Raw genomic sequence first — 22,060 nt, 5'->3', positions numbered from 1 at the left:
ATAACCTGAAGGCCGCAGGTTCAAATCCTGCCCCCGCAACCAAAAATATTGGTAACCGCTTTCATTCAGAATATTTGCTCTTAAGCTCCTCACCATACTGGTCGAGGAGTTTTTTGCGTTTGGCATCCGTGTCGATCTCGCCAGACGCAATCCGCGCCATCAAATCGTTGCCTGCCGCGGCAAGGAACTGCTGCTCCATGAGATCGAGAACTTCCATGGATGCCATGATGGTGGCGATGTCGCCATGCACCTGTAGGCTCGCTGGCTGATGCCCCGGTGTCGTGCCGATCACCACGGTCTGGATCAGATCCCGCACGATCGGCATCAGACGCTGCTTGGCGTCTTCGTCGGCATTGTTACGGGCAAGGAATAGCAGCTTGCGGATGGCAACCTCGACATTATCAGGATTGAACTGATGCTTCACCGTCGCAATTTCGGCGCTCGGTAGCGGCAAGCTCCAAGGCGAGCTGCTCACGCGTGACTTCCAGTCCATCCAGTTGGTCGTCGAGGATCGCAAGGCGCGGTCGGCTTTCGGCATGCCGGTCCTGGATCTGTTGCATCAGACCTGCCTGTGTCGATTTGATTTTTGCAAGCTCTGTAGCAATCTGATCTTTGCGGGAGGGGACGCTCTTCAGTTTGGTCACCTCATGGGCGATGATCTTGTGCGCAATCCGGTCGAAGATATCGATTGAGTAGAATGCTACCGGAATGCAATTGAGGACGCGCTCTTCGAGTTCTTGGTGTGTGATGGTTTTGCTGTTGCTACAGCATTCGCCGCCAAGCTCGTCGATCGGTAGACGCTTCTTGCGGTTGGTGCAGCTATAGCGATCCTTTCCGCTGATTGCGTAGGGGCCGCCGCATTCGGCACATTGGAGCATCCGGCTGAGAAGATATTCCGGACGGTGCGTCGCGTTGAGACGGTTTGTCGAGTGCCGGTCGAACTCTTCCCGGCTTTCGGCCTGGCGTTGCTTCGCCCGTTCCCATAGCTCATCCGAAACAATGCCCAGCTCAGGTTTGTCCATGAACTCCCATTCGTCCCTGTCGGTCGCACGTGAGGTTCGCCGTTTTGTCGTCGGGTCCTTGCGGAACTTCTGTTTGTTCCAGAAGACTTTCCCGACATAGAGGGAGTTGTTTAGGATTCCGGTCCCGTCAGTGACACTGCCCCGGATGGTAGTGTCGCGCCAGTATTTGGTACGTGCGCCCGGGATCTGCAAGTCATTCAGCTTCTGTGCGATGGCTGCCGGTGAGACGCCATCGACATAGTCTTTGAAGATCCCCCGCACGATCTCGGCCTTGGCCGGGTCAATGTCGCGAAGGCCCCTGATGCGGTCACCATTGGCATCGCGCTGCTGGGAGAGCTTGTCGCCTTAGGACAAGCACGTCGCGCTTTGCTCTTGCGTACCGCCGTCTTCATACTTTCGCGTGTTCGGTAACGGATATTCTCGACCATCTCGTGGCTGAGTGCTGCGCGCATCGCCAGTTCCAGGTCAGTGACAGGGGTGCCGGCATGGACTGTCCATAGATCAACGTCGCGGTAGCGAAGCTCCTTCAGGATCTTGGCGCTGTGTTCCATGTCGCGGGAAAGGCGATCAACCGTGACGAATAGAACGACGTCGATGTGCTCGCGCTTTACATGCGCCATCAGGCGCTGGATGCCAGGACGGGAGCTGAAGTTTGTGCCGCTAATAGCTGCATCGGAAGGCGACGCCTAAAGCGCCAGACTGCATCTGGAAAGCCTGCGCCGTGTTCTCGATAGGCTGGACCCTGGTTATAGCGCCTGATCTTTTTGCGTCCCGGGAATGTAACCTCGGGACGAACCAACACGGCTTTTATTTACTTCAACAATACCCTCAGCCGCGGCGTGGCAAAGTCCAGAAACGTCCTGAGCTTCAGCGGCATAAGGCCGTCCGATAGATGGACGAGATGGACCGGCGATGCCTCTTGCTCGAAATCTTCCAGCAGCGGCACCAGCAAGCCGGCATCGACCGCGCGCTTTGCTTGATAGGCCATGACCCGCGTGATGCCGAGACCGGATGCCCCAGCATCGACCGCAGCTTCCGCCGTGTTGACGGAAAGGCGTGTCCGGATCGGCACCGCGATATCTCTTGCGCCGTCGTGGAATGTCCAGAACCGCGTCGAAAGCACGCCGTCGAACGCGATGCAATCGTGTTGCTTGAGTTCGTCAGGATGGGATGGATGGGAATGCCGCTTTAGATAGTCGGGATTGGCATAGACGGTGGTGCGGGTGGAGCCGAGGCGGATAGCCATCAGGCTGCTGTCCGAAAGGCGGCTGATGCGCAGCGCGACGTCGATATGTTCGTCGGCAAGGCTGATCGGCCGGTCGCTCATAATCAGGTTAATGTTGATGTCCGGAAAGGCTTTCAGAAAATCCGTGACGACCGGCAGGACATGCAGGCGACCAAAGACGATTGGTGCCGTCATTGTCAGGTCTCCCTTTGGTGCAACGTATTCTCCGGCGGCGCGGCGTTCGGCCTCCTCCACCCGTCCCAGAATTTCACGAGCCGCAACGACATAACTCTCTCCGGCCTCCGTGAGCAGGATCCTGCGGCTGGTGCGGGTGAACAGGCGAACGCCGAGAAAGCTCTCCAACTCGGAGATCTTGCGGCTGACGGTCGGTAGTGGCGAGTGCAATGCGCGCGACGCGGCGGAAAGGCTACCGTGTTCCACCACTGACAAGAGAACACCCAGGGCGTCGAGACGGTCCATCTTTGCCTTCCATAAAACGAGAGGGTGGTTACCTAAATAACCGTCTACTCTAAAAATATGGTTCCCGCTAGGTTTCTCACGTTACCGGATGAAGGTGTCCGGACCTCAAGGGAGAAAACCATGAAACTCTATCACTTCCCGCTTTCGGGCCATGCGCATCGCGCTCGTCTTTTTCTTTCTTTGCTGAACGTCAAAGCTGAGATCATCGACCTCGATCTGGCGAACGGCGAGCACAAGACGCCGGAATTCCTGAAGCTCAACTCGTTCGGCCAAGTGCCTGTGCTGGTAGATGGTGATGTCATCGTCAACGATTCCAATGCTATCCTGGCCTATGTTGCCACAAAGCTTGGCCGCAAGGACTGGATGCCCGACGATCTCGCCTCTGTCGCAAAGATACAGAAGTGGCTTTCCGTCGCTGCCGGAGAAATTTCATACGGCCCGTGCGCGGCCCGCCTGATCACGGTATTTCGAGCAGACTTCCGCGCCGAGGAAGTGATTGCCCGCGCTCACCGGGTTCTCGGCCTCATCAATGCCGAACTCGAAAATCACCGTTTCATCATCGGCAATACACCGACCGTCGCGGATGTCGCGCTCTACAGTTACATCGCTGGCGCGCCGGAGGGCAATGTCGATCTGGCGCCGTATCCAGAGGTTCGTCACTGGCTGGCGCGGATCGAAGCTTTGCCCGGTTTCGTCGCTCTTCCGAAAACGGCCATCGGCGTCGCAGCCTGACATCGCTTTGCGGCCCGGTGCTGGCCCGGCCGTCGTTCCCATAGGAGGTTCGAATGCCTGTTCGATGCTGCCGTTCATCGTCATCGGAACTGTCGATGGCGAGGGCACTCCATGGGCGACGATCCGCAGCGGACGGCCGGGCTTTCTGCAGGCGCCCGATGCCCAGACACTCCGTATTGATGCCTCCAGCGATCCCGATGATCCCGCCGAAGCCGGGATGAACGACGGCGACCCGATCGGTCTGGTCGGTGTCGATCTCATCACGCGTCGACGGAACAGGATGAACGGTACGGTCATTCGCAGCAGCAGCGACCGTTTTTCCGTCGCCGTCGGACAGAGCTTCGGCAACTGTCCGCGCTACATCCAGCATCGTCAGTTCAGCTTCGTGCGCGATCCAGCAACGCAACAGTCTTCCGAAGTGATTGTTTCAGATCGGCTCGACGCACATCAGTGTGGCCTTATCGAAGCCGCCGACACTTTCTTCGTGGCGTCCTATGTGGACCTAGAGGGTGAAGGACGGCAGGTGGATGTCTCCCATCGTGGCGGTCGGCGCGGTTTCGTTCGTGTCGATGCCGATGGTGGCCTGACTGTGCCGGATTTCAACGGCAATCTGTTCTTCAACACACTTGGCAATTTCGCCGTCAACCCGCGTGCCGGACTACTATTTGTCGATCATGAGACGGGTGACATGTTGCAGATCGCTGGCAGCGTCGAGATCATACTGAATTCGCCCGAGATCGCTGCCTTCGAGGGCGCCGAGCGTCTTTGGCGCGTCATGCCGGAAAAGGTGGTGCTGCGCAAAGATGCACTGCCGCTGCGCTGGAGCTTTCTCCAAGATGGCATGTCGCCAAGCGGCTTGATGACGGGAGACTGGCGCGAGGCCGCAAGCCGGTTGAAGGTCGCAGCCCTGGCAAAAACCTGGAGGCGCTTTCGCGTTGAGCGAACCATCGAGGAAAGCTCGACGATCCGTTCGCTGCACCTTGCGCCGGCCGATGACGAGGCTGTCATCCCGCATCTGGCAGGCCAGCATCTTCCGATCAGCATCACGGATGGGACGGAAACAATCCGCCGCAGCTATACAATATCCAGTGCTCCTTCGGACGGCTTCTACAGGCTGAGTGTAAAGCGCGAAGGCCGGGCATCCACACTCCTGCATAAAATGCGGGAAGGCGACGAGATCGAAGCGCTATCCCCAGCCGGAGCGTTCACCATCGATGCGATGGGACGCACACGTCCGGCGGTGCTCCTTGCAGCTGGCATCGGCATTACGCCCTTGCTGTCGATGCTGCGTCATGTCGTCCATACAGGTGACAGAACGCGTTATCGCCGTCAGGTATGGTTGTTCAGGTCGTCGCGAACCTCTGCCGAAAGAGCATTCGACCGCGAAATCGGCGAATTGGTTGCGCGCAGCGAAGGAACCGTTCGGGACATCAAGGTGCTCGGTGCGCCCGATGTCGAGAGCGACGGCCTTTTTGATGCAGTCGGCCGCATCGACATGACGCTGTTGAAGGCACACTTGCCGTTCGGCGACTATGACTTCTACATCTGCGGACCGTCGTCCTTCATGCAGTCGATGTATGACGGGCTCCGCGGGCTGAACAACGCAGACGGTCGCATCCATGCGGAGGCGTTCGGCCCCTCCGGCCTGAAGCGCGACTACGCCGTTGACGTATCGGCGAAGCCGCGCAAGCCTGCCGCTTCGGTTCCGACGCCAGTCGTCTTCACGCAATCGTCAAAACAGGCGCAGTGGAGGCCGGACAGCGGCTCCTTGCTGGAACTTGCAGAGCAAAGTAGCCTCAACCCACCTTATGGCTGCCGAGCTGGCAATTGCGGGGATTGCCGGACGAAGATCGTCAAGGGTGACGTCAGTTATCTCTCCGAGCCTGGTTATGCGGTCGCAGATGGCGAGGCGCTGATTTGCTGTTCGGTTCCTGCACAAGGGGAGGAGGGTTTGCAACTCGAATTGTGAGTGCTGCGAAAATCAATGTCAGACAACTTTATGGCCCTCTCACCTCGTGCAACGTCAAAGACATTTCATCGCAGCGCTAAGCGCTTTCGCTTGTCACTCGATTTGAGCCTTGCTCATCGAGCGATTCGTCACAATGATGCGCCAATAGAGGGCTGATGGGATCATATCCAGCGCTATTTTGACGTCGATGTTTGCGTTGAGCTCGCCGCGTGCAAGAGCGCGCTCGATCAAGGCAGTTCCCGCAGCTCGACGAGCCTGCGCAAGCCTCGTCAATGCGACAACGAGTTCGCTTTTGCGAGCGGATTCCGCATAAATGTCAGGCAAAATCCTGCGCACGAGCCGATGACGAAGCGCGCGTCTCATCATCATCAGGTGTTGCTTCAAGCTCTTCGATGAGACTGCCTCTAGTAGAAACATCAGTTAGCTTCAGACCAAGCTCCTCTATCGCTTCTGAGGTCATTGCAAGCTTCGATGGCCAGCGACGGTAGGTTGCGGCTTTGCCGGCACCTGCCCGCGTAGCGAGCCGCTCAAGGCTTATTCCGCCATAGCCTTAGAGGGCCCAATCTTCAAAGAAGGCCCGAACCAAGGCTTGTGTCAGATCAGTGCGCATGACGGCACCGCTGGGCTTACGTCGAATTTCTTCATCGATACTCTTGCGTTCCATCGAAGGTGCTCCATATGCCGGATGGAACGATCGCGTTCCATTCATTAGTAGTAAAGCACTGTGACCAACAAAGCTCACCAATTCCCAAGTCTGTCGTCTCTTTTGAGGCAGGCTCTGGGCGATCTAGTTTCGTCTGAAGCGACATCGTTTCTCGCTATGTGTGATGACAACATCGTCTTCGAATTTCCTTACGCACCGGAGGGATTGACTGATCGACTTGTCGGCAAAGCAGCGCTCGAGGCCTATCTTCCAACTGTTGCCGATTTGCTGACAATTGAAACGATGAGCCTAAAACGGGTTATCATTGCCGCCGGTTCTGAGGCAGCCACGATCGAATTTAGCTGCAAGGGATATTCCAACGAAACTGGCGCACGCTACGATCAAATCTATGTCTCGGTGTTCGATTTGAAGGGCGGGCTCATCACGCGCTACCGCGATTATTGGAACCCGCTTATCCTTCTCTCGGCAACGAAACCTTCAACTGTCACGACGGAGGCTCAATAATGGAGACGATAAGTCAACAAAGATTCTCGTGACAGGCGGAACCGGAATCACCGGACGATTGGTTGTGGAAGGCTTGAGAGAGCGGAGGATTATTCCAGAGATAGGCACGCGCAATCCGTATCGCGAAAGCGAGGTTCTATTTGACTGGCAGCAGCCGGAAACTGCGCGGAGAGCTTTTGATAGGGCAGATGCGGTCTACATTGTCGCTCCGACAAATACGAGCGACCATGGTGCAGTCGTCCCGCCCGTCCTCGATATTGCGCGCTCCTGCGGTGTCCGGCGCTTTGTCCTGCTCAGCGCGTCATCGTTGGAAGCCGGTGGGCCGATGATGGGGCAGATCCACGCTTATCTTACCGACAACGTTCCAGAGTGGACAGTTTTGCGCCCCACCTGGTTCCTACAGAACTTTTCTCACCAACAGCACCAGATCACCATCCGGCAAGAGAATGCCATTTACTCGGCAACTGGATCGGGCCGGGTTGGCTTCATTGACGCAACCGATATCGCCAGAGCGGCTGTCAGCACTCTGCTTGAAGACAAATCCTGGAACAGGTATTTCATTCTGACGGGCCACGAAACGTTGTCCTACGCGGATGTTGCGTCCAAGCTGAGCAGCATTCTTGGCCGTAACATCCGACATGTGAATCTCGACGTCGATCAACTTGCCGAGCGATATCACGCGGGTGGTCTGGATAAGGATTATGCGCAGACGCTCGCTTCAATGGATAAGTGGATAGAGGACGGGAATGAAGACCGCGTCACCGACTGTGTGTTTGTGCTAACGAGACAGGCACCGAAATCAGCGGACGTATTTATTCGGGAAAACCACCAGCGCTGGCTATCATGAAGTCGACCTCCACACCGCCACCCACAGAGCGCGTGCATGGTAAGAAAGAAGCGCGGCCCGATGGTTCGAATCCTCTCAAGGCGTTTGTATAACGCCTTCTTCCGAGATCGTTACTCTGATCGCGAATGAGAAAAAACAAGTTCGCCAGCCAGATGCTGACGAACCGTAATAGTCGCTTTGAACGCAAGGGCACCATTCGTGATATCCTTCGTCAGGATCGATCTTGCTGCGAAAAACCCAGTAGGCGTAGAGGGCTCCTAGCAATGGAACGGAAAACCCTCACAAGGTTCAGCTTTCCCTGACCGAAGTCGCGTTACACGACGCGGGAATGTTCAACAGGCGGCTGCATCAGCTCTATGGTGATACCATCCGGGCCGGAGATGTACGCGACCATTGTTCCGCATCGGGGGCCGGCTGGTATCGGCTGCGGCGAACCCTTCACTGCCCACCCCGCCGTCTCAACCCGCGCGATGGCCGTGCGGATATCCGTAACCGTGAAGGCGATGTGCGCGGCGCCGATCGCACCCGCGCTACGAGGTGTCTGGCCCAACGTACGGCCTGTCGAATACTCGAGAAGCTCGATAGGGTAGCCATTTGGAGCCGTCACCAGCGCCATTCGGCAACGCGGATCGTCAACCCCCGTGGCCTCCCGTAGGAACTCCCCACCCATCTCTCCTCGCCGAGTAAGGTCGAAACCCATCGCCTCAGTCCAGAACTGGATCGCCTCCTCCAACGAGGCGACCGAGAACCCCGTATGGTCCACAGCTATCACGCCCGCATCTTCGGCCATTTTTTAATCCTCTCATATCGAACAGTTGCGTCCCGCTACAGTAAGCCATTCGCCAAACAAGTCACAGCACTTGTAATCCCTTTAGCCATTTTATAGCTCGGGTTCGATTCCCCTCAAAAGCTGACCCCCGCACATGCCTCTTTCGAATCCACAGCTCGCAGTGCAATCAACGGCAAAACAGTTTTCGCTGGATCATTGGATCTAATCACTGGAACGCTGGCGATGTTTGCAGCATCGTCAGCCTACTTGTCTTCAAGCCGCTTCCCATACTTGGTTCAGTATTTTGGCTGCAAGTGCTGCCTTGTCCTGTGGAAGGAAACGTCCGTAATGCTGCTGAACCATCTCCGGCGTATCCTGAATGGCGTAGCTCGCCTGCTCATATGAGCCGGTGAGTTTCAGAATGTGCGTTGCCAATACGTCCCGAACATTATGAGGTCCGTGCGGCAGCAAGCCACTGATCGCTCCGCGACCCGTATACGGGTTATAGATGCCGTAGCGTTGGATGATGAGACGCCAAGCTTCATAGAACGTTGTCTGATTATAGGCCGCGTCAGCGCTCGATAGCTTGACTGTCTTGACGAAGAACGTACCCGGATCATCTGCATTGCCGAGCAGAACCTTTCGATGACGCTCGATGTAGGCATTGATGTAGTAATAGAGATCCAGCAGGTCAGGCAGGATCAGCCTGAATGGCTTCGATCCGAAGAACGACGAGTTGGCATTTTTAAATGCGACCGATGGGATCAGCACCTCCCAGCCATTCTCTCTCTCACTCCATCGAATTTCTCCGCGCCGCATTTCTTCCAGACGCCTTTCGGACGTGGGGAAATGGCCGCGTGGGCAAAACAGCAGTTGTCGCAGATTCTTTTGTCGCAAGCCTAGATGAAGTCCTAGCCTCAACATCAGAAACGAGCGTACGGATTCTGCAGCAGCTCTTGGGTATCGGTCTCTATCAGGCATACGGAGAAGGATTTCGTCCGTAATCTTGCGATATTCTGCCAGAGGGCTCGGTGCCTCCAGCACGCACATGATCGGCTCGAACGGGTCTCGGTGAACCCGCATCACTCGCTGGATTTCCCTGATGCGGTTCCGTGCGTGGGAATGAAACGCATCGCAACAGGCATGCCAATCGCGCCGGGCGAAGGTAATCTCCTCTTTCGTAACCAAGCCATTCACCGGTACTACGCGCTCGATGAGTTCGGGATGTTGCCTGATCCAACCTGTTTCCTCACGGGTCAGCGACAGTGAGATGCTCAGCATGTCCGCTTCCCAGGCCGTGTAGAAGCCGCGTCGCCGCTCACGCCATTGTAGATACCAATCCCATACACCTGGAAAAACCAGGAGGCCGAAGGTCAACGCGCTCAGGGGCACGCCTCTGCCAGCGACTTCGCCTTGAGGTGAAGCGGCGAGGGCACCGAACATCAAGCCAAGATGTTCGAGCTTCTGCGATGCCGTCTCTTCACCCCACACTCCATTCCGCTTGTATCCGACCTCAGTCAGGGTCGCGGTCTTGAACGACATCAGATTGGCCATTTCAAGCGCCAAGTGGGTAGGGGCGTCGATTACCCCGGAAAGCATATCTGGGTCTTCCAGTTCGTGTTTACATTCTTCGACCACTTTGCGGGGCGATGCCATAGGCCGGTGAGAGCCGCCATAGGTTACGCCGGGGAAGCGGATCGCATAACGTTGCTTCGTCGCCAACGCCTGATAACGACGGTAGTCCGTCGCACCGGTTATGATCACGCGCCTTACCCATTCGAGGATTTCCGCACGTTTTTCTTCCGGCAAGGAGTTGAAATCATCCGGCAAATGCCACGCCAGACGTCGACGCTCTGCGGGCGAGACATCGTCACCAACGTCATATCCGACCCCGGCGCGAGACTGATACGGAAGCTTTTCCTTGAAATAACCGAGTGGCAATCGGTAACGGCTTTCTATTCGATTGAGGATTTCCAAGTTTGCCACACTACGTGGCACTTTCGTTCCCTTCAGCCAGCTCAGCAATGTCGTGGCTTCAAGAGCATCGCCGTCCCGGAATATGGCGCGATGCAAATGGTAATAGCTCTCCCCGAAGCGGTCGATATGGAATTGGAGAGCTGCCTGAAAAGACACCGGTTCCTCATAAGTATCGAAGAACGGCTCTGGGAATTCTTCAATGGGTTTGGGCTTCGGGCCAGGTTTTGATCGATGACAGGTTTTGCCCGCCTCGGAAGTGCGCTTGGTTGAAAGACTTTTTGCGCGGCTGCGTGTTTTTGCTCCTTTGGAGTTGATCGAGGGCTTTCCACGGCCTGGCCCCGTTTCAGCGAGCCAACGAGAAATGGCATCGAAGCCGTACTGGGCAATTCTCCTAAGTTCTGCCGATGCTTGCCCACAACCGCACGCGAACGAGATCTCTTCCCAATTGACGTGCCTGCCGAGCATTGGAGGAGGCATCCGGTCGTCAATGAGACGGGTCATGTATTCTGAAAGTGCGCGAAATTGTCTTGCGTCTGTGAGCGGTGCCAACTTCATGTCGCAGAAGCTGGATATCTTGCGCCGAAAGACGATTGCCGATTGATCTATGCTCATTCAGGTTTCCCTTGCAGATTACAGTCCAGCCCAGGGGCGGCTTGCTAAGGGAATGAGGTTAATGAGATCTCAACAGCCTAAGATTGCTCCACAGAATATATGGGGGGCGCAATTTTGATCGAAGGCACTTCCGTTTAAGTAGATTTTCGGATGTGCTAGCTTCAACATTGTGGGCAGGAGATAAGAAATCATGACGCGCGATATGGCGCTGGTCCGAGAGCTTTTGCTTAGGTTAGAAACCACAGAAATTGATGGCCCCGGAGGTCTATTATTAACGGGGAGTAGTCCTGAGGTTGCCGTTGAGGGGTACCGTGATGACGTTATCCATTATCATCTACACCTGCTGGATGATGCCGGTTTCCTTATGCCGTTGAGGATCAAAAAGCAGCCTTCGATTTCAGTAACCTTTCGTGGACTGAGTTGGAGCGGCCACGAGTTCCTAGACAGTGTCCGACGCAAAGACGTTTGGGACCATACCAACGCTATTTTGAAAAAGGCGGGAGGAGGCACCTTCGAGATCGCGAAGGCGGTTGCTGTCGCTTATATTTCTGAGCAGCTATCATCGCAGTTTGGTATCGCACTTAAAAAGTAGATTGGCCAAAGACGAACGCTAGATTTTGTAATTCAATTGCATTACTATTAGATATCAATCTGGAGATAGCTATGGCTGCAAATGCGCTCGTCCAAACTCGTATCGATGCTGACGTTCGTGACCGGGCGTCCCTAGTTCTTGAAGGTATGGGACTTACGGTGTCAGACGCGGTTCGCATATTGCTGACGAGAACCGCCAACGAGGGCGTATTGCCGCTTGAACTTTTTTCAGGCAGCGAGACTCACGATACGTGGTTTCGTGCCAAGGTGCTTGAGGCGCTGAATGATACAAGGCCGGATATTTCCGACGATGAAGTCGAGGCTCATTTCGAAAAGCGTCGGCAGACTGCGCGCAATAACGCGGCGGGTATAACGTCTTGAGACTAACCTGGTCTGCGTTTGCCTTATCGGATCGCGATGCAATTTTTACTTTTATCGAGTTGGAGAACCCGGCCGCCGCCATTTTGGTCGACGAACGCATCGTCGTTGCAGTCCGTCGCCTGATTGATTTTCCGGCAAGTGGCAGAGTCGGGAGAATCGCTGGGACACGTGAGCTTGTAATCAGCGGAACGCCTTACGTCGCAGCGTACACAATCACAGAAGCTACGGTTCGAGTACTGCGTGTCTTGCACGGGGCTCAGGAATGGCCTGAAGCCTTTTCAACCAGTTAGCCTAGTCTGATAGTTTTCGGATCAAGGTGTTTGCGGTTCGATTCCATTCAAGGCGAAGGCGTGTATTGCCACTGTAGCTTTGCGCCTTCATTTCAGTCATTTAAGGCAGCCCAGAAGCCACCAAGACCCGTGTTTCACAGTTTTAAGTGGTGCCGCCGGCCAACGGTTCGCTCTTGATCGGCGGATTATGATGTAAACAACAAACGGCAACAACCTCTCGCCTTTTAAGATCGTCTTCCGCGGACGAGCCGAGGTATCGACGCTGATTGCAGGTCAAGACGCTTGGGTTAGTTGATGAGGATAACAACCAAAACTTAACCGTCTCCATTCCTTGAGGCTTAACCCAGATGATCTAGGTTCCCTCTGATGAAAAGGCAGATGTCGCATGATTAGGCAGTCACAGTGGTTCTTGAAATGGCTCATTCCGGCAAGCGTGGCGGCTCTGGTTGGAGCGATGCTACTCAGTACTCTTTACTGGGCTGCAGCCAAAGCCGACGAGGTTGCCGCGGAGCGGCAGAAGGGTCTCGCCACCCTGATCGTAGCCAAAATTCAATCATCCGTTGCTCATGATCAAGAGAGCGCCACCGTGTGGGATGACGCGGTCACCAAAACCAAGGACGATGATCACGATTGGCTTGACGTGAACCTCGGCCGCTGGATGAACACCTACTTCGGCCATGATGCCGCTGTCGTTTTATCGCCAGATGGACTGCCGATTTACCAGTTTCTAGCAAAATCATCTAGCGGGGTGTCACCTCAGGACCTTCGTCTGGCATATAGTCCGCTTGCGAAACGTCTGCGTGAACGGCTTGTCGCTGGAGACCAGGAAGGCATCTCGGACAAGGTCCTCTCAATCGGTGAGAGTGATCTGACCTATGTAGGGAAACGACCTGCTGTGGTCAGTGTCAAACCGATTATGTCTGACACGGGCGAGATTGAGCAGCAGGCGGGAGAAGAAAATCAGCATGTGGCGGTACGGTTTCTAGATCAAGATTTTCCGGCCGAAATAGGTAGTGAATACCAATTCGCCGAGATGCAGTTCACGACTGAGATGCCTCGCGACCAGCGCCACTCCCATATCGCTCTTACCTCGAAGTCCGGACAGACAATTGGTTACCTAAATTGGCATCCGTTCGAACCGGGAACGAGCGTGTTGCACGCAACAATCCCCGTCGTCGGACTGTCCATCATTGGCATATTCATCGCCGCAAGCTTGGCCGGGCATGCGATCTGGCAACGCTCCGTCAAGCTCAATTCCAATCGCCAGGAGCTTCAACATCTGGCACTGCGCGACAGTCTGACGGGTCTGGCTAACAGGGCTCATTTTAACAGTGAGCTCGCGGCACGGCTCAGGGAGGCATTGCCTGAGGATCTATTCAGTGTACTTTTAATTGACCTCGACCGGTTCAAGGGTGTCAACGATACCTATGGACATCCAACAGGGGACAAACTCATCGCCTTAGTTGCTGCGCGGATGCGGGACATTCTTCCGGACGCTCTCATTGGGCGTATCGGGGGTGATGAGTTTACGGTCTTGGTTGAAAGGATGAACCCGGACGACGTCGTCGCCATTGCAGAAAAAATCGTCCTGGGCCTGCGCGAGCCTTTTGAGATTGACGGGGCATATGGCGCTATTGGTGCGAGCATCGGTGTGGCGATTGCATCAGGTGCGAATGCAGATGCTGTCGAACTGACGAGGCAGGCGGATATCGCCCTATATCACGCAAAAGCTGCGGGACGGAATGCATATGCGGTGTTTGGCAATCACATGGACGAACTCCTCCGCACCCGCCGGAAACTAGAGCATGACCTGCGCGAGGCCTTGGCAACGGGGACGCAGATCGAGGTTGTCTACCAGCCGGTCTACTTTGCTGACAGCGCGGTCCCGTGCTCGCTCGAGGCTTTGGCGCGGTGGAAGCACCCGGAGCTAGGCTCTATTGGTCCAGATATGTTCATCCCGCTCGCGGAAGAGATCGGCGTCATTAACAGGATTGGAGCGCATGTTCTGGAAGACGCGTGCAGCCTGATCGCCGGGTTGCCTTCCATAAGTGTCGCCGTGAATGCTTCAGCGTCCGAACTCGCTTCCGCTGGCTACCCGCTACGGGTTCTTACCACGCTGGCCAAATGGGGGATTGAACCAGCACGATTGGAAATCGAGATTACAGAGAGCTTGGCCATCAGCGGTGAGGAGACTGAGCGAAACGTCACCATGCTGAGAGCGGCCGGCGTAAGGTTTGCAATCGACGACTTTGGCACCGGATACTCTTCTTTCTCAAGGGTTCAGAATGTCACTGTCGATAGGCTCAAGATCGACAAGTCGTTTATCGCGGGGATGGGAGAAGGCCAGAAAAGCGCGATTGTCGCAGCGATCATCAACCTGGCTCGGGCGCAAGGGCTACAGACAACGGCTGAAGGGGTCGAAACCCAGGAGCAGAGAGATGCACTGAAGTCGTTGGGCTGCGATAACATCCAAGGGTTTTTGATGTCGCGCCCAATAGCTAGGGACGACATCATCGCGCTTCTGCAAGTAGGCCACTTTAATAAAGAGCACGGCTGACCAGCCGGCTGGGCTCATAACCTCCAACGCGGCGCGACGAACAATTTGTTTTTGCGCAAGAAACGGGTCGTCGACTAATGACCCAGTCACCTATGGCTATGGACGACTATGGCACCGGTTACTCTTCGATGTCTAACCTCAGGCGCTATCCGTTTGACAAGATAAGATAGACCCCAGTTTTGTCGCGGCAATTGGAGAAGATCCGGTGGTGGAGGTCATTATAGAGTGCGCCTTGGCATTGGAGAAAAGCCTTGGAATGACTGTGGTTGTCGATGGCATCGGGACCGAACAACAACACGCACGGCTAGCCTTCAAGGCACCAGACCTGTTGCAGGGCTTCCTCTTCGGCTACCCTGGAGTGATCACCGCACACCTTGCTGACCCGGTCAACGTAGTTCATCTTCCCAAGCATCAAAACCACAGCTTACAGTTCGTTAGCCATATCTTGGTCAGGCCGACGCAAATCTCAACGTGCTTCGAATGTGACATCGTATCCTGCCTTTTCGTTGACAATCTATCATTGCGGCAGCGTCGGTCGCTCCAGCTCCAACACCTCGGCTTGATGTAGCAGCTGTCGGGCAAGTTCCCGGCATTGTTGCGCCGTAACCGAGACCTGGACTGAGACCGGGATCCCGTCTTCCTGCTGAAAGTCGAGCTTCACGACAGCCAAGACGCCAAGAATATTGACCACCTGAAAACCTATCAGTGGTGTGTTCTGGACCTTCCCAGTTTCGTCGCGTAGCAAGTCCATACAGGTCTCCTCGGAGTCAACATTGCGCAAGCCTAAATGGATCAACAGCCAGCCGATGCCATCTGACCTGAGACCCTGATGATCCTCCAGAATTGGGTCGTTATATCCGATCGCCGAGGACGTTCCTCATTGTACTATCGACGCCAAGTTTCCCACTTTTAGGGCGGAACCGCAAGGGTCAGGAACCAATGGGCGTTTAGGCATTCCAATCTGATCTTGCTTTTGAACGCTTCGATGAAGCCGTATCGGTCGCCTTGCCAGGCCGTCAGAAGTCCGGGGTGACGTTGCTGGCATAGCCTTACTGCACTCTCGTTTCGACAATCTCCTTGATCAGTCTTTCGAGATGGGCCTGTCTGGTGCGGCGGGATTTGTAAGGGTAGGTTGATGTGTCGACCCTCACGACCGATGCGAGTCCGCGTTGAATCGACGGGCTCTAAAACTCTTCCCAGCTTTCCTGAACCGCTGCAGCAGCCGAGGCGTTTGGCGTCCGGCGAGGGGCCGTAACGTAGGACGAACGTCGGACTGGGGCGTTCGCAACAAGTGATGGTGCAATTTTAGTCGTCGCCTGCCGTTTGGTCTCAACAGGGTTTGTCGATTGCGAGCGTTTCACAACTTCGAAACGGAACTGATCAAGTAATTCGAACAACGCAGCGGCCTCCTTGGCCAGTTCATGGCTGGCGGCTGTCTGTTCTTCCACCATGGCGGCGTTCTGCTGTGTGCCCTGGTCAACCGAATTAATGGCCCTGTTGATTTCGCTCAGCGCAGTCGACTGCTCACGGGAAGCTTCTACGATGGCTGTGATATCGCCATTAATGTTCTCGACGTGGGACGCAATCTCCTGCAGAGCTGTCCCGGCTTTCGTCACCAGCGTTACGCCGTTGCTGACATATGAACCAGATGCGGTGATGAGGACTTTGATCTCTTTTGCCGCGGTCGCTGAACGCTGCGCAAGTTCGCGCACCTCTTGGGCAACCACAGCAAATCCTTTTCCAGCCTCCCCCGCGCGTGCCGCTTCGACACCTGCGTTGAGTGCCAGCAAATTCGTTTGAAATGCAATTTCGTCGATCACGCCGATGATGTTTGAAATTGCCTTGGAAGATGCGTCGATTTGATCCATAGCGCTGATGGCTTCACGCACGACATCGCCTGAGTGGTTGGCATGATCTTTGGTGCGAGCAACGAGGCGGCCAGCCTCTTCAGCGCGCTGGCTGGAGTCTTTCACGGTCGTCGTAATTTGTTCCAAGGCGGCAGCCGTCTCTTCGACAGAGGCCGCTTGTTGTTCTGTACGCTTTGCCAGATCGTCTGCAGATATGCGAATTTCGTTGGAGCCAGAGGTGATCGCCTGTGCATTTTCGGCAACTGCGGCCATGGCGAGCTTTAGCTTTTGAGATGCAGAGTTGAAGTCCGTTCTAAGTCTCTCCAGCGATGGAATAAAAGGACGATCGATTTGCTGAGATAAATCGCCATCGGCAAAGCGCGTCAACCCTAGCGCAAGCTGCTCGACATTTTCCACGCGCCCGGTGACATCAGTCGCAAACTTGACGATTTTGATGATCTTTCCGCTTGGATCGAAAACCGGATTGTAGGACGCCTGGATATGAACATGACGCCCACCCTTGCCGATGCGCAGGAATTCATCCGCGACGTATTCGCCCATGCGTAGCCGGGTCCAGAACTCCATATATCTTTGGGAGCTTGCCTCGGTAGGCTCCACAAACATGCGGTGATGCTGACCGACGATCTCGTTCAGCGAGTATCCCATCGCCTTTAAAAAGTTTTCGTTTGCGGTCAGAATCTTGCCTTCAGGCGTAAATTCGATTGTCGCCTGTGCGCGAGAAACCGCTGCGAGCTTTGCGCTGCTATCAAGTCCACCCATCTTGGTCTGAGTAATGTCGTTTGCAAATTTGATGATCTTGAGGACTTTGCCACTGCTGCTCTTGACCGGGTTATAATTGCCCCGGATCCAAATCTCGTCACCGTTTTTCGCGATGCGCTTGAACTCACTGCACTCGAAAGTGCCGCCCTGAAGTTTTCGCCAGAAAGCGGTATATTCGGAGGAGCCGGCATATTCTTTATCGATGAAGATACGGTGATGCTGTCCGACGATCTCTTTCTCGGTGTACCCCATCAAATCGCAAAAGTTCTTGTTCGCTCTGAGGATAGTGCCGTCCGTTTCGAATTCGATGATGGCAAAGGAGAGATCAAGTGCGGAGAGGACCTGATTGGAGTTGGAAGCAAAAAAGTCGATCATAGCGCGCGCCTGGTTTGATGGAATTTGCTGCCACCACGATAATCTTAAATGATTAATATACTGACTATAGTAACCAAAGAAGCGACGGCCATTTTCGACGCCGCGAGTGGCGTGCGAGCGCACTCAATGACTGCTAATACATTGTCTCGGAGATAGCTTCAGGTTTTTCAAATCATTGACGATGTCAGCGACACTGGCTTCGCATAACTAAAGCACACTGACTTTTTCGGCCTGCAATTTACCGGTATCGCGATCCTGGCCAATCTCAAAGCTCACTTTCTCTCCTTCTCGTAACGTGCTGCGTTGTTGCAAAGACGAAATGTGAACGAAGACATCGTGACCGCTTTTCTCAGACGTGATGAAGCCATACCCTTTCTCGTCATTGAAAAACTTAACTGTACCTGTTGCCATTATCGTTCCTCGGTACCTAGCAGCCGCTGCCCTTTTTCATTTTACAGCGTGGGGCGGGACGAATCAATCGCCGCTGAGGTGTGCCTGTAGAACGAGGGCGTGCGGAAGAGAAGGGCCATCATCTTCCTACAGTTTTTGCGGATTGCTTGTATCGTAGCAAAAGGTGTCGAGCTATCACAACGCTCACTGTCAGCGCACACAACGCCACTCCAATCATGACTGCATGAAGCAAATGGAAGGTAACAATGTCCTGGGTGCGGGAAGTGTTAGCGCTTTCGCCAAACGCGTAACCCTGCCAGATTTGGCTGGCAGTAAACGTCATTATGCACGGGCCGGCAATGACCACGGTCATTTCAGCCAAATGACGTTGAAACCTCATGAGCAGGTTAGATTTACGAGGCGACTCATCCATGCGTATAAAACTAACACCAGACCACGCCTGCCAACAATCTCCTATTCCGGGTCTGTCAGAAATCGCCACTGCATCCCCGTTATCGGACGCGACGACGCTGGTGTCGTTCCTTAAATGCAGGGACATAGCGTGCGTTGCAAGATTACCCGTTCTTCGGCTCCGGGTTCCCACAACGAGAAGCGCCGAACGACAGAGCATCGGCCACTACGGATATGCGGCCCGCGTCAAACGTAACGGCGTCTAAATGACGCCCTTTGAAATCCCGTATTATCGGAACAGAGCAGGTTCTGCCGAGTTTGTTCTATTGAGGACTTGGAGGATAGACAATGTCGGAAACTGGTAGCGGCCGCAGACAAGATGAAACACGGGTAGCAGATAGTCAGGATCAAGATGCTCTGTCTCGTCCCGTCCGGGAGATAGATAACATCTCCCGACTGTCGGAACATCACTTGACTCGCCAACTAAAGACTGAGGCGAGAGACCGGGAACATCTGACTTCAAGCCATATGGTGCGCTTTGCCGCAAGCCGGCTTCTCTCTTTCAAGCCGATCAGTACAGAAGAAGATTTTAAGCTCTTGTTGGATCGGCTTGTAGCCGCTGAGAGAGCGGAATGACCCTCTTAGCTTAGAGAAGGGGAACTTGCCCCTGTTCAACATTCGCATCAAAATGGGTACGCAGTCCTAGAACATATATACTCATCGCTTTCTCCTAGAGGCATCGACCTCACAATTCTGAGGGCTGCGCTCGCGTAGGCCCTTTTTCCGCTGACCGTTTCAATTGGCGAGGCCACTTACCCCTGAGGGGTGACGGAAGAGTGGTAAATTCCGCAGAAACTGGATTTCATCGCGTGTGAAGGTCAGTGCTCAGATAAGTGTCGCAGCATCGCTACTGTACCGGGCAAGGCTCGAAATGTACCGTAAGCGGTGTTTTCCTCACACATTGACCAAGCTTGATTGGGCTTTCCGAAAAATGCCGCTACGACATTGATGGCAAGAATGCGCCACAAGCGGTGGTGCTTGACGATGGAGCCACAGGAAGCTAGCTTGGTTCTGTCTAAAACAGGTTAGGCTCGGGAAGGTTGGCCCGCCCCCCACAATGTGGGTCCTTCCGCTTCTATCTAGCGGCCCAAGACTACCACGGCATGAGCACGGTGCGCGTGCCGAGAGTAGGAGTATGGGTATGAAAGCTAGACTATCAGTGATGACGCTGGGCGTTTCCGACCTGGAAAAATCGGTTTCATTCTACCGCGATGGTCTCGGGCTGCCGACTGAAGGGATCATCGGACAAGAGTTCGAACATGGCACGGTCGCGTTCTTTGATATGGGTGGAGGTCTAAAGCTGGCGCTTTGGTCGCAGAGCGACGTTGCTCACGACACAGGGTTGCCCTTACAGCCGCCTAGCTCCACGTCCTTCACCATTGGCCACAATGTGTCAACGATGGAAGAGGTCGAGGAGGTGATGGCCGCCGCTGAGCGGGCCGGAGCCGAGATCGTGAAACGCCCCGTGTCCACCTTCTACGGCGGCTACGCTGGCTACTTCCGTGATCCCGACGGACATTTGTGGGATGTGGTTTGGAATCCTCATCTGCTCCCTCCAGCAGACTGAGCTTTTTGAACGGTGCGCCAACACCGGAAGGTGGACGCGTGAACCTGCTTCGGCTTGTCCGCTTCAGGCCGAAAGCAGGCTTCAGCCGTTTGTTCGTCCCGAATAATTCCACGGCAAGAGCCCATCAATGCAACTCTGCCTGTGGCCGTTGACGATGGCGGTGAGCGTCGCAGTCAAATAGGCCAGCGGATCGACGGCGTTGGATTTGCAGATTTCGATCAGCGAGGTGATTGTCGCCCAGTTCTTTGCTCCCGCGTCATGGCCTGCAAAGAGCGCGTTCTTCCGAGTGAGAGCAATCGGCCGGATGGTCCGCTCGACGGTGTTGTTGTCGATCTCGACGCGGCCGTCGGTCAGGAAGAGCTTCAGATCATCCCAGTATTTGGCGATGTAAGCCAATGCCTCGCCGAGCGGCGACTTGGTTGCGACGAGTGGCGCGTTGATGGACAAGCCAGGACTGCATGTCGGCGACGAGCGGCGCTGATCGCTCTTTCCGTCCGGTCATGCGAACCTCCGGATCAAAACCGCGCAATTCGGTCTCGATCCGATACTGCTCACCGATCCGCTTGACGCCATCCTCGGCAAGCGGCACTGAGCCGTTGCGAGTACGCGCGATGGCGGCGATCCGGGCGGCTGATGCCCCTTCCTCAAGACGGATCGTCATTGGGCCAAGAACGATCTCAGGGCGACTAACCGTTTTAGGCGGCGGTTCCGAAACTGGCTTCGCAAAGCCGGGATCAGGCCGAGACCGCAGAAAGGTCAAAGGGATCATTGTGCATAACGCCGTCTTTAAGACTAACAAGGCAACTATTTTGAATCACTACTTTAGCTGTTTATTAAACTGAGGCTGGGATAGTCCTGCAAGGTTAGGGGCATTAAATGTATCGCGTATTATCAGCAACAATCTTGGTTCTTATGATGGCTTTTGCAGCGAGAGCCAGCGATGCTGACTGGCTGGTGGCCAAGGCCAGCCAGCAGGTAAATTATACTATAGACAAAGTCACATGGAAACCTGCGAAGGTGGGCGATCCTATCCCAAATAAAGCATGGATATCGACCGGCCCTCGAGGGCGCGCACAGCTTGTGCGCGGCATTGAAAGCATAACGTTCCAGCCCAACACATTAGCGGGTCTTTTCACCAAGTCCGGGATTTTCGAGCGAAGGACGGAAATATATCAACAGGTCGGCACGATCGATCTAGAGATCGAAAAACGGAACACGCCACACACCACGGTGCAGACGCCATTTCTGGCCGCAGTTGTAAAGGGTACTAATTTTAGGGTGGAGGTGACGAAGCAGAGTGCCGATGTCTCCGTCAATCGAGGCCTTGTACAGGTGACATCATTCGGGTCAGGCCAAAGGACGGATCTTGGTCCCGGACAGCGCGCGGCCGTTGATTCTTCCCGTGGCATGACTGTTTCCAGTGAAGGCGCTGCCCCCTCAATATCATCAGTAGCTCCTTCGGTCGGCAGAGTGCCCGCGATCGGTTCAACCAAGGCAGTAAGCTCGAAACCAGATGCATCCTCCATTGCATCGCCGAACTCGTCTTCCCAGAGACATGGTTCTGCCTCTAAGGGCAACAAGGCGTCTGGTGGAGAAAAGAGCGGAAATGGTAACGGCCATTCTGGGAACGGCAGCAATAGTAAGGGGAACGGCGGTTCCAACCGCAACCAAAGCAATGGCCATTCCGGCAACTCCGGAAACGGAAATTCTGGTAGCGGGGGGCAAAGCAATGGTAAGGGCAATAGCGGCCAGGGCACCGGCAATGGCGGTTCCAACGGCAATCAAAGTAGCGGCAACAGCAATGGCCATTCCGGCAACTCCGGAAACGGGAATTCTAGTAGCGGGGGGCAGGGCAATGGACAAGGTAGTAACAGCCAAGCCAATGGAAAGGGCGGCAACAGCAACGGTAATTCCGGCAACGGGAATAATGGCAATGGCAATGGCAATGGCAATGGCAATGGCAATGGTAGATGATCTATGGAGAGATGCCAGTCAATACTTTTGGGACTG

The 22,060-nt window shown here is 54.9% G+C and carries 21 protein-coding genes and 2 pseudogenes; 10 read left to right on the top strand and 13 right to left on the bottom strand.

The features are described from left to right. Nucleotides 1-61: 61 nt before the first annotated feature. The 4 genes from RQI55_RS23990 to RQI55_RS23975 all read right to left on the bottom strand — a co-directional run bounded on the left by RQI55_RS23990 (nucleotide 62) and on the right by RQI55_RS23975 (nucleotide 2,727). Nucleotides 62-424 carry a hypothetical protein gene (locus RQI55_RS23990; protein WP_311273710.1) on the bottom strand — a complete coding sequence of 121 codons (363 nt, stop codon included), beginning with the start codon at nucleotides 422-424 and terminating at the stop codon, nucleotides 62-64. Beyond that, nucleotides 402-1,283: a recombinase family protein gene (locus RQI55_RS23985; protein ID WP_042618640.1), complete on the bottom strand. Its 882-nt coding sequence runs from the start codon at nucleotides 1,281-1,283 to the stop codon at nucleotides 402-404. Before RQI55_RS23985 ends, RQI55_RS23990 begins: the two co-directional genes overlap by 23 nt. After that, nucleotides 1,220-1,642, bottom strand: a complete 423-nt coding sequence (locus RQI55_RS23980) for a recombinase family protein (RefSeq protein WP_236727970.1) — start codon at nucleotides 1,640-1,642, stop codon at nucleotides 1,220-1,222. Before RQI55_RS23980 ends, RQI55_RS23985 begins: the two co-directional genes overlap by 64 nt. A 191-nt stretch (nucleotides 1,643-1,833) precedes the next feature. Continuing rightward, complete coding sequence (locus RQI55_RS23975; protein WP_311273711.1) at nucleotides 1,834-2,727, bottom strand: LysR family transcriptional regulator; 894 nt, start codon at nucleotides 2,725-2,727, stop codon at nucleotides 1,834-1,836. 120 nt (nucleotides 2,728-2,847) lie between these two features. On the opposite strand from RQI55_RS23975, the gene RQI55_RS23970 reads away from it, so the two are divergent. Continuing rightward, nucleotides 2,848-3,459 carry a glutathione S-transferase gene (locus RQI55_RS23970; protein WP_311273712.1) on the top strand — a complete coding sequence of 204 codons (612 nt, stop codon included), beginning with the start codon at nucleotides 2,848-2,850 and terminating at the stop codon, nucleotides 3,457-3,459. 64 nt (nucleotides 3,460-3,523) lie between these two features. Continuing rightward, nucleotides 3,524-5,428 (top strand): pyridoxamine 5'-phosphate oxidase family protein, encoded by a 1,905-nt coding sequence (locus RQI55_RS23965; RefSeq protein ID WP_311273713.1) that lies wholly within the window; start codon nucleotides 3,524-3,526, stop codon nucleotides 5,426-5,428. Between the two features lie 93 nt (nucleotides 5,429-5,521). Here the strand turns inward: RQI55_RS23965 and RQI55_RS23960 are convergent, their stop codons facing one another. Continuing rightward, nucleotides 5,522-5,791, bottom strand: coding sequence for a TetR-like C-terminal domain-containing protein (locus RQI55_RS23960; protein WP_311276934.1), 270 nt, complete (start codon nucleotides 5,789-5,791; stop codon nucleotides 5,522-5,524). Further along, complete coding sequence (locus RQI55_RS23955; protein WP_311273721.1) at nucleotides 5,745-5,888, bottom strand: hypothetical protein; 144 nt, start codon at nucleotides 5,886-5,888, stop codon at nucleotides 5,745-5,747. The genes RQI55_RS23960 and RQI55_RS23955 overlap by 47 nt, the downstream gene beginning before the upstream one ends. A 264-nt stretch (nucleotides 5,889-6,152) precedes the next feature. Here RQI55_RS23955 and RQI55_RS23950 point away from each other — a divergent pair, with 264 nt between their 5' ends. Both RQI55_RS23950 and RQI55_RS23945 read left to right on the top strand, forming a co-directional pair. Beyond that, nucleotides 6,153-6,596, top strand: coding sequence for a nuclear transport factor 2 family protein (locus RQI55_RS23950; protein WP_042618636.1), 444 nt, complete (start codon nucleotides 6,153-6,155; stop codon nucleotides 6,594-6,596). Between the two features lie 28 nt (nucleotides 6,597-6,624). Continuing rightward, nucleotides 6,625-7,443: an NAD(P)H-binding protein gene (locus tag RQI55_RS23945; RefSeq protein WP_311273714.1), complete on the top strand. Its 819-nt coding sequence runs from the start codon at nucleotides 6,625-6,627 to the stop codon at nucleotides 7,441-7,443. A gap of 313 nt (nucleotides 7,444-7,756) precedes the next feature. Here RQI55_RS23945 and RQI55_RS23940 read toward each other — a convergent pair whose 3' ends face one another. Together RQI55_RS23940 and RQI55_RS23935 are read right to left on the bottom strand one after the other, a co-directional pair. Continuing rightward, nucleotides 7,757-8,215, bottom strand: a complete 459-nt coding sequence (locus RQI55_RS23940) for a VOC family protein (protein WP_236727967.1) — start codon at nucleotides 8,213-8,215, stop codon at nucleotides 7,757-7,759. Between the two features lie 270 nt (nucleotides 8,216-8,485). Further along, on the bottom strand, nucleotides 8,486-10,690 hold the full coding sequence (locus tag RQI55_RS23935) for a hypothetical protein (protein WP_311273715.1): 2,205 nt from the start codon (nucleotides 10,688-10,690) through the stop codon (nucleotides 8,486-8,488). A gap of 301 nt (nucleotides 10,691-10,991) precedes the next feature. Here RQI55_RS23935 and RQI55_RS23930 point away from each other — a divergent pair, with 301 nt between their 5' ends. The 4 genes from RQI55_RS23930 (at nucleotide 10,992) to RQI55_RS23915 (ending at nucleotide 14,620) form a co-directional block, all read left to right on the top strand. Further along, nucleotides 10,992-11,393: a DUF2513 domain-containing protein gene (locus RQI55_RS23930; protein ID WP_042618632.1), complete on the top strand. Its 402-nt coding sequence runs from the start codon at nucleotides 10,992-10,994 to the stop codon at nucleotides 11,391-11,393. Nucleotides 11,394-11,464: 71 nt separating this feature from the next. Next, nucleotides 11,465-11,773, top strand: a complete 309-nt coding sequence (locus RQI55_RS23925; RefSeq protein WP_042618631.1) for a type II toxin-antitoxin system RelB/DinJ family antitoxin — start codon at nucleotides 11,465-11,467, stop codon at nucleotides 11,771-11,773. Next, the gene (locus RQI55_RS23920) at nucleotides 11,770-12,063 is read left to right on the top strand and encodes a type II toxin-antitoxin system mRNA interferase toxin, RelE/StbE family (RefSeq protein ID WP_042618630.1); all 294 of its coding nucleotides are present in this window, start codon (nucleotides 11,770-11,772) and stop codon (nucleotides 12,061-12,063) included. Before RQI55_RS23925 ends, RQI55_RS23920 begins: the two co-directional genes overlap by 4 nt. A gap of 385 nt (nucleotides 12,064-12,448) precedes the next feature. Next, nucleotides 12,449-14,620, top strand: coding sequence for an EAL domain-containing protein (locus tag RQI55_RS23915; RefSeq protein ID WP_042617046.1), 2,172 nt, complete (start codon nucleotides 12,449-12,451; stop codon nucleotides 14,618-14,620). 517 nt (nucleotides 14,621-15,137) lie between these two features. On the opposite strand, the gene RQI55_RS23910 is transcribed toward RQI55_RS23915, so the two are convergent. The 4 genes and pseudogenes from RQI55_RS23910 to RQI55_RS23895 form a co-directional block, all read right to left on the bottom strand. Then, a complete protein-coding gene (locus tag RQI55_RS23910; protein ID WP_042618629.1) occupies nucleotides 15,138-15,371 on the bottom strand; it encodes a hypothetical protein in 234 nt (77 codons plus the stop codon). A gap of 161 nt (nucleotides 15,372-15,532) precedes the next feature. Continuing rightward, a pseudogene (locus RQI55_RS23905) lies at nucleotides 15,533-15,666 on the bottom strand (integrase core domain-containing protein); the annotation flags it as partial. Nucleotides 15,667-15,804: 138 nt separating this feature from the next. Then, nucleotides 15,805-17,622: a PAS domain-containing methyl-accepting chemotaxis protein gene (locus tag RQI55_RS23900; RefSeq protein ID WP_042619861.1), complete on the bottom strand. Its 1,818-nt coding sequence runs from the start codon at nucleotides 17,620-17,622 to the stop codon at nucleotides 15,805-15,807. A 207-nt stretch (nucleotides 17,623-17,829) separates the two neighbouring features. Next, complete coding sequence (locus tag RQI55_RS23895; RefSeq protein WP_042619860.1) at nucleotides 17,830-18,033, bottom strand: cold-shock protein; 204 nt, start codon at nucleotides 18,031-18,033, stop codon at nucleotides 17,830-17,832. 1,591 nt (nucleotides 18,034-19,624) lie between these two features. Between RQI55_RS23895 and RQI55_RS23890 the strand changes: the two genes are divergently transcribed. Continuing rightward, nucleotides 19,625-20,050 (top strand): VOC family protein, encoded by a 426-nt coding sequence (locus RQI55_RS23890; RefSeq protein WP_042619878.1) that lies wholly within the window; start codon nucleotides 19,625-19,627, stop codon nucleotides 20,048-20,050. Nucleotides 20,051-20,131: 81 nt separating this feature from the next. On the opposite strand, the pseudogene RQI55_RS23885 reads toward RQI55_RS23890, so the two are convergent. Continuing rightward, nucleotides 20,132-20,720, bottom strand: a pseudogene (locus RQI55_RS23885) (transposase); the annotation flags it as partial. 206 nt (nucleotides 20,721-20,926) lie between these two features. On the opposite strand from RQI55_RS23885, the gene RQI55_RS23880 reads away from it, so the two are divergent. Continuing rightward, entirely contained in the window at nucleotides 20,927-22,024 is a 1,098-nt protein-coding gene (locus RQI55_RS23880) for a FecR domain-containing protein (RefSeq protein ID WP_311273717.1), read from the top strand. The last annotated feature ends 36 nt before the right edge of the window (nucleotides 22,025-22,060 follow it).

It is taken from the genome of Rhizobium sp. WCS2018Hpa-16, from assembly GCF_031843705.1.
Taxonomy (GTDB): Bacteria; Pseudomonadota; Alphaproteobacteria; order Rhizobiales; family Rhizobiaceae; genus Agrobacterium; species Agrobacterium tumefaciens_C.
Note: the sequence above shows the minus strand (reverse complement) of the source record. Positions and strands in the feature narration are given on the sequence as shown.

What these genes read in the sequence shown, in the direction of transcription:
- RQI55_RS23980 (WP_236727970.1), bottom strand. Translation starts at nt 1,642, where the DNA reads ATGGCGCATGTAAAGCGCGAGCACATCGACGTCGTTCTATTCGTCACG.
- RQI55_RS23975 (WP_311273711.1), bottom strand. Translation starts at nt 2,727, where the DNA reads ATGGACCGTCTCGACGCCCTGGGTGTTCTCTTGTCAGTGGTGGAACAC.
- RQI55_RS23970 (WP_311273712.1), top strand. Translation starts at nt 2,848, where the DNA reads ATGAAACTCTATCACTTCCCGCTTTCGGGCCATGCGCATCGCGCTCGT.
- RQI55_RS23965 (WP_311273713.1), top strand. Translation starts at nt 3,524, where the DNA reads ATGCTGCCGTTCATCGTCATCGGAACTGTCGATGGCGAGGGCACTCCA.
- RQI55_RS23960 (WP_311276934.1), bottom strand. Translation starts at nt 5,791, where the DNA reads ATGAGACGCGCGCTTCGTCATCGGCTCGTGCGCAGGATTTTGCCTGAC.
- RQI55_RS23955 (WP_311273721.1), bottom strand. Translation starts at nt 5,888, where the DNA reads ATGACCTCAGAAGCGATAGAGGAGCTTGGTCTGAAGCTAACTGATGTT.
- RQI55_RS23935 (WP_311273715.1), bottom strand. Translation starts at nt 10,690, where the DNA reads ATGACCCGTCTCATTGACGACCGGATGCCTCCTCCAATGCTCGGCAGG.
- RQI55_RS23930 (WP_042618632.1), top strand. Translation starts at nt 10,992, where the DNA reads ATGACGCGCGATATGGCGCTGGTCCGAGAGCTTTTGCTTAGGTTAGAA.
- RQI55_RS23925 (WP_042618631.1), top strand. Translation starts at nt 11,465, where the DNA reads ATGGCTGCAAATGCGCTCGTCCAAACTCGTATCGATGCTGACGTTCGT.
- RQI55_RS23915 (WP_042617046.1), top strand. Translation starts at nt 12,449, where the DNA reads ATGATTAGGCAGTCACAGTGGTTCTTGAAATGGCTCATTCCGGCAAGC.
- RQI55_RS23910 (WP_042618629.1), bottom strand. Translation starts at nt 15,371, where the DNA reads ATGGACTTGCTACGCGACGAAACTGGGAAGGTCCAGAACACACCACTG.
- RQI55_RS23900 (WP_042619861.1), bottom strand. Translation starts at nt 17,622, where the DNA reads ATGATCGACTTTTTTGCTTCCAACTCCAATCAGGTCCTCTCCGCACTT.
- RQI55_RS23895 (WP_042619860.1), bottom strand. Translation starts at nt 18,033, where the DNA reads ATGGCAACAGGTACAGTTAAGTTTTTCAATGACGAGAAAGGGTATGGC.
- RQI55_RS23890 (WP_042619878.1), top strand. Translation starts at nt 19,625, where the DNA reads ATGAAAGCTAGACTATCAGTGATGACGCTGGGCGTTTCCGACCTGGAA.
- RQI55_RS23880 (WP_311273717.1), top strand. Translation starts at nt 20,927, where the DNA reads ATGTATCGCGTATTATCAGCAACAATCTTGGTTCTTATGATGGCTTTT.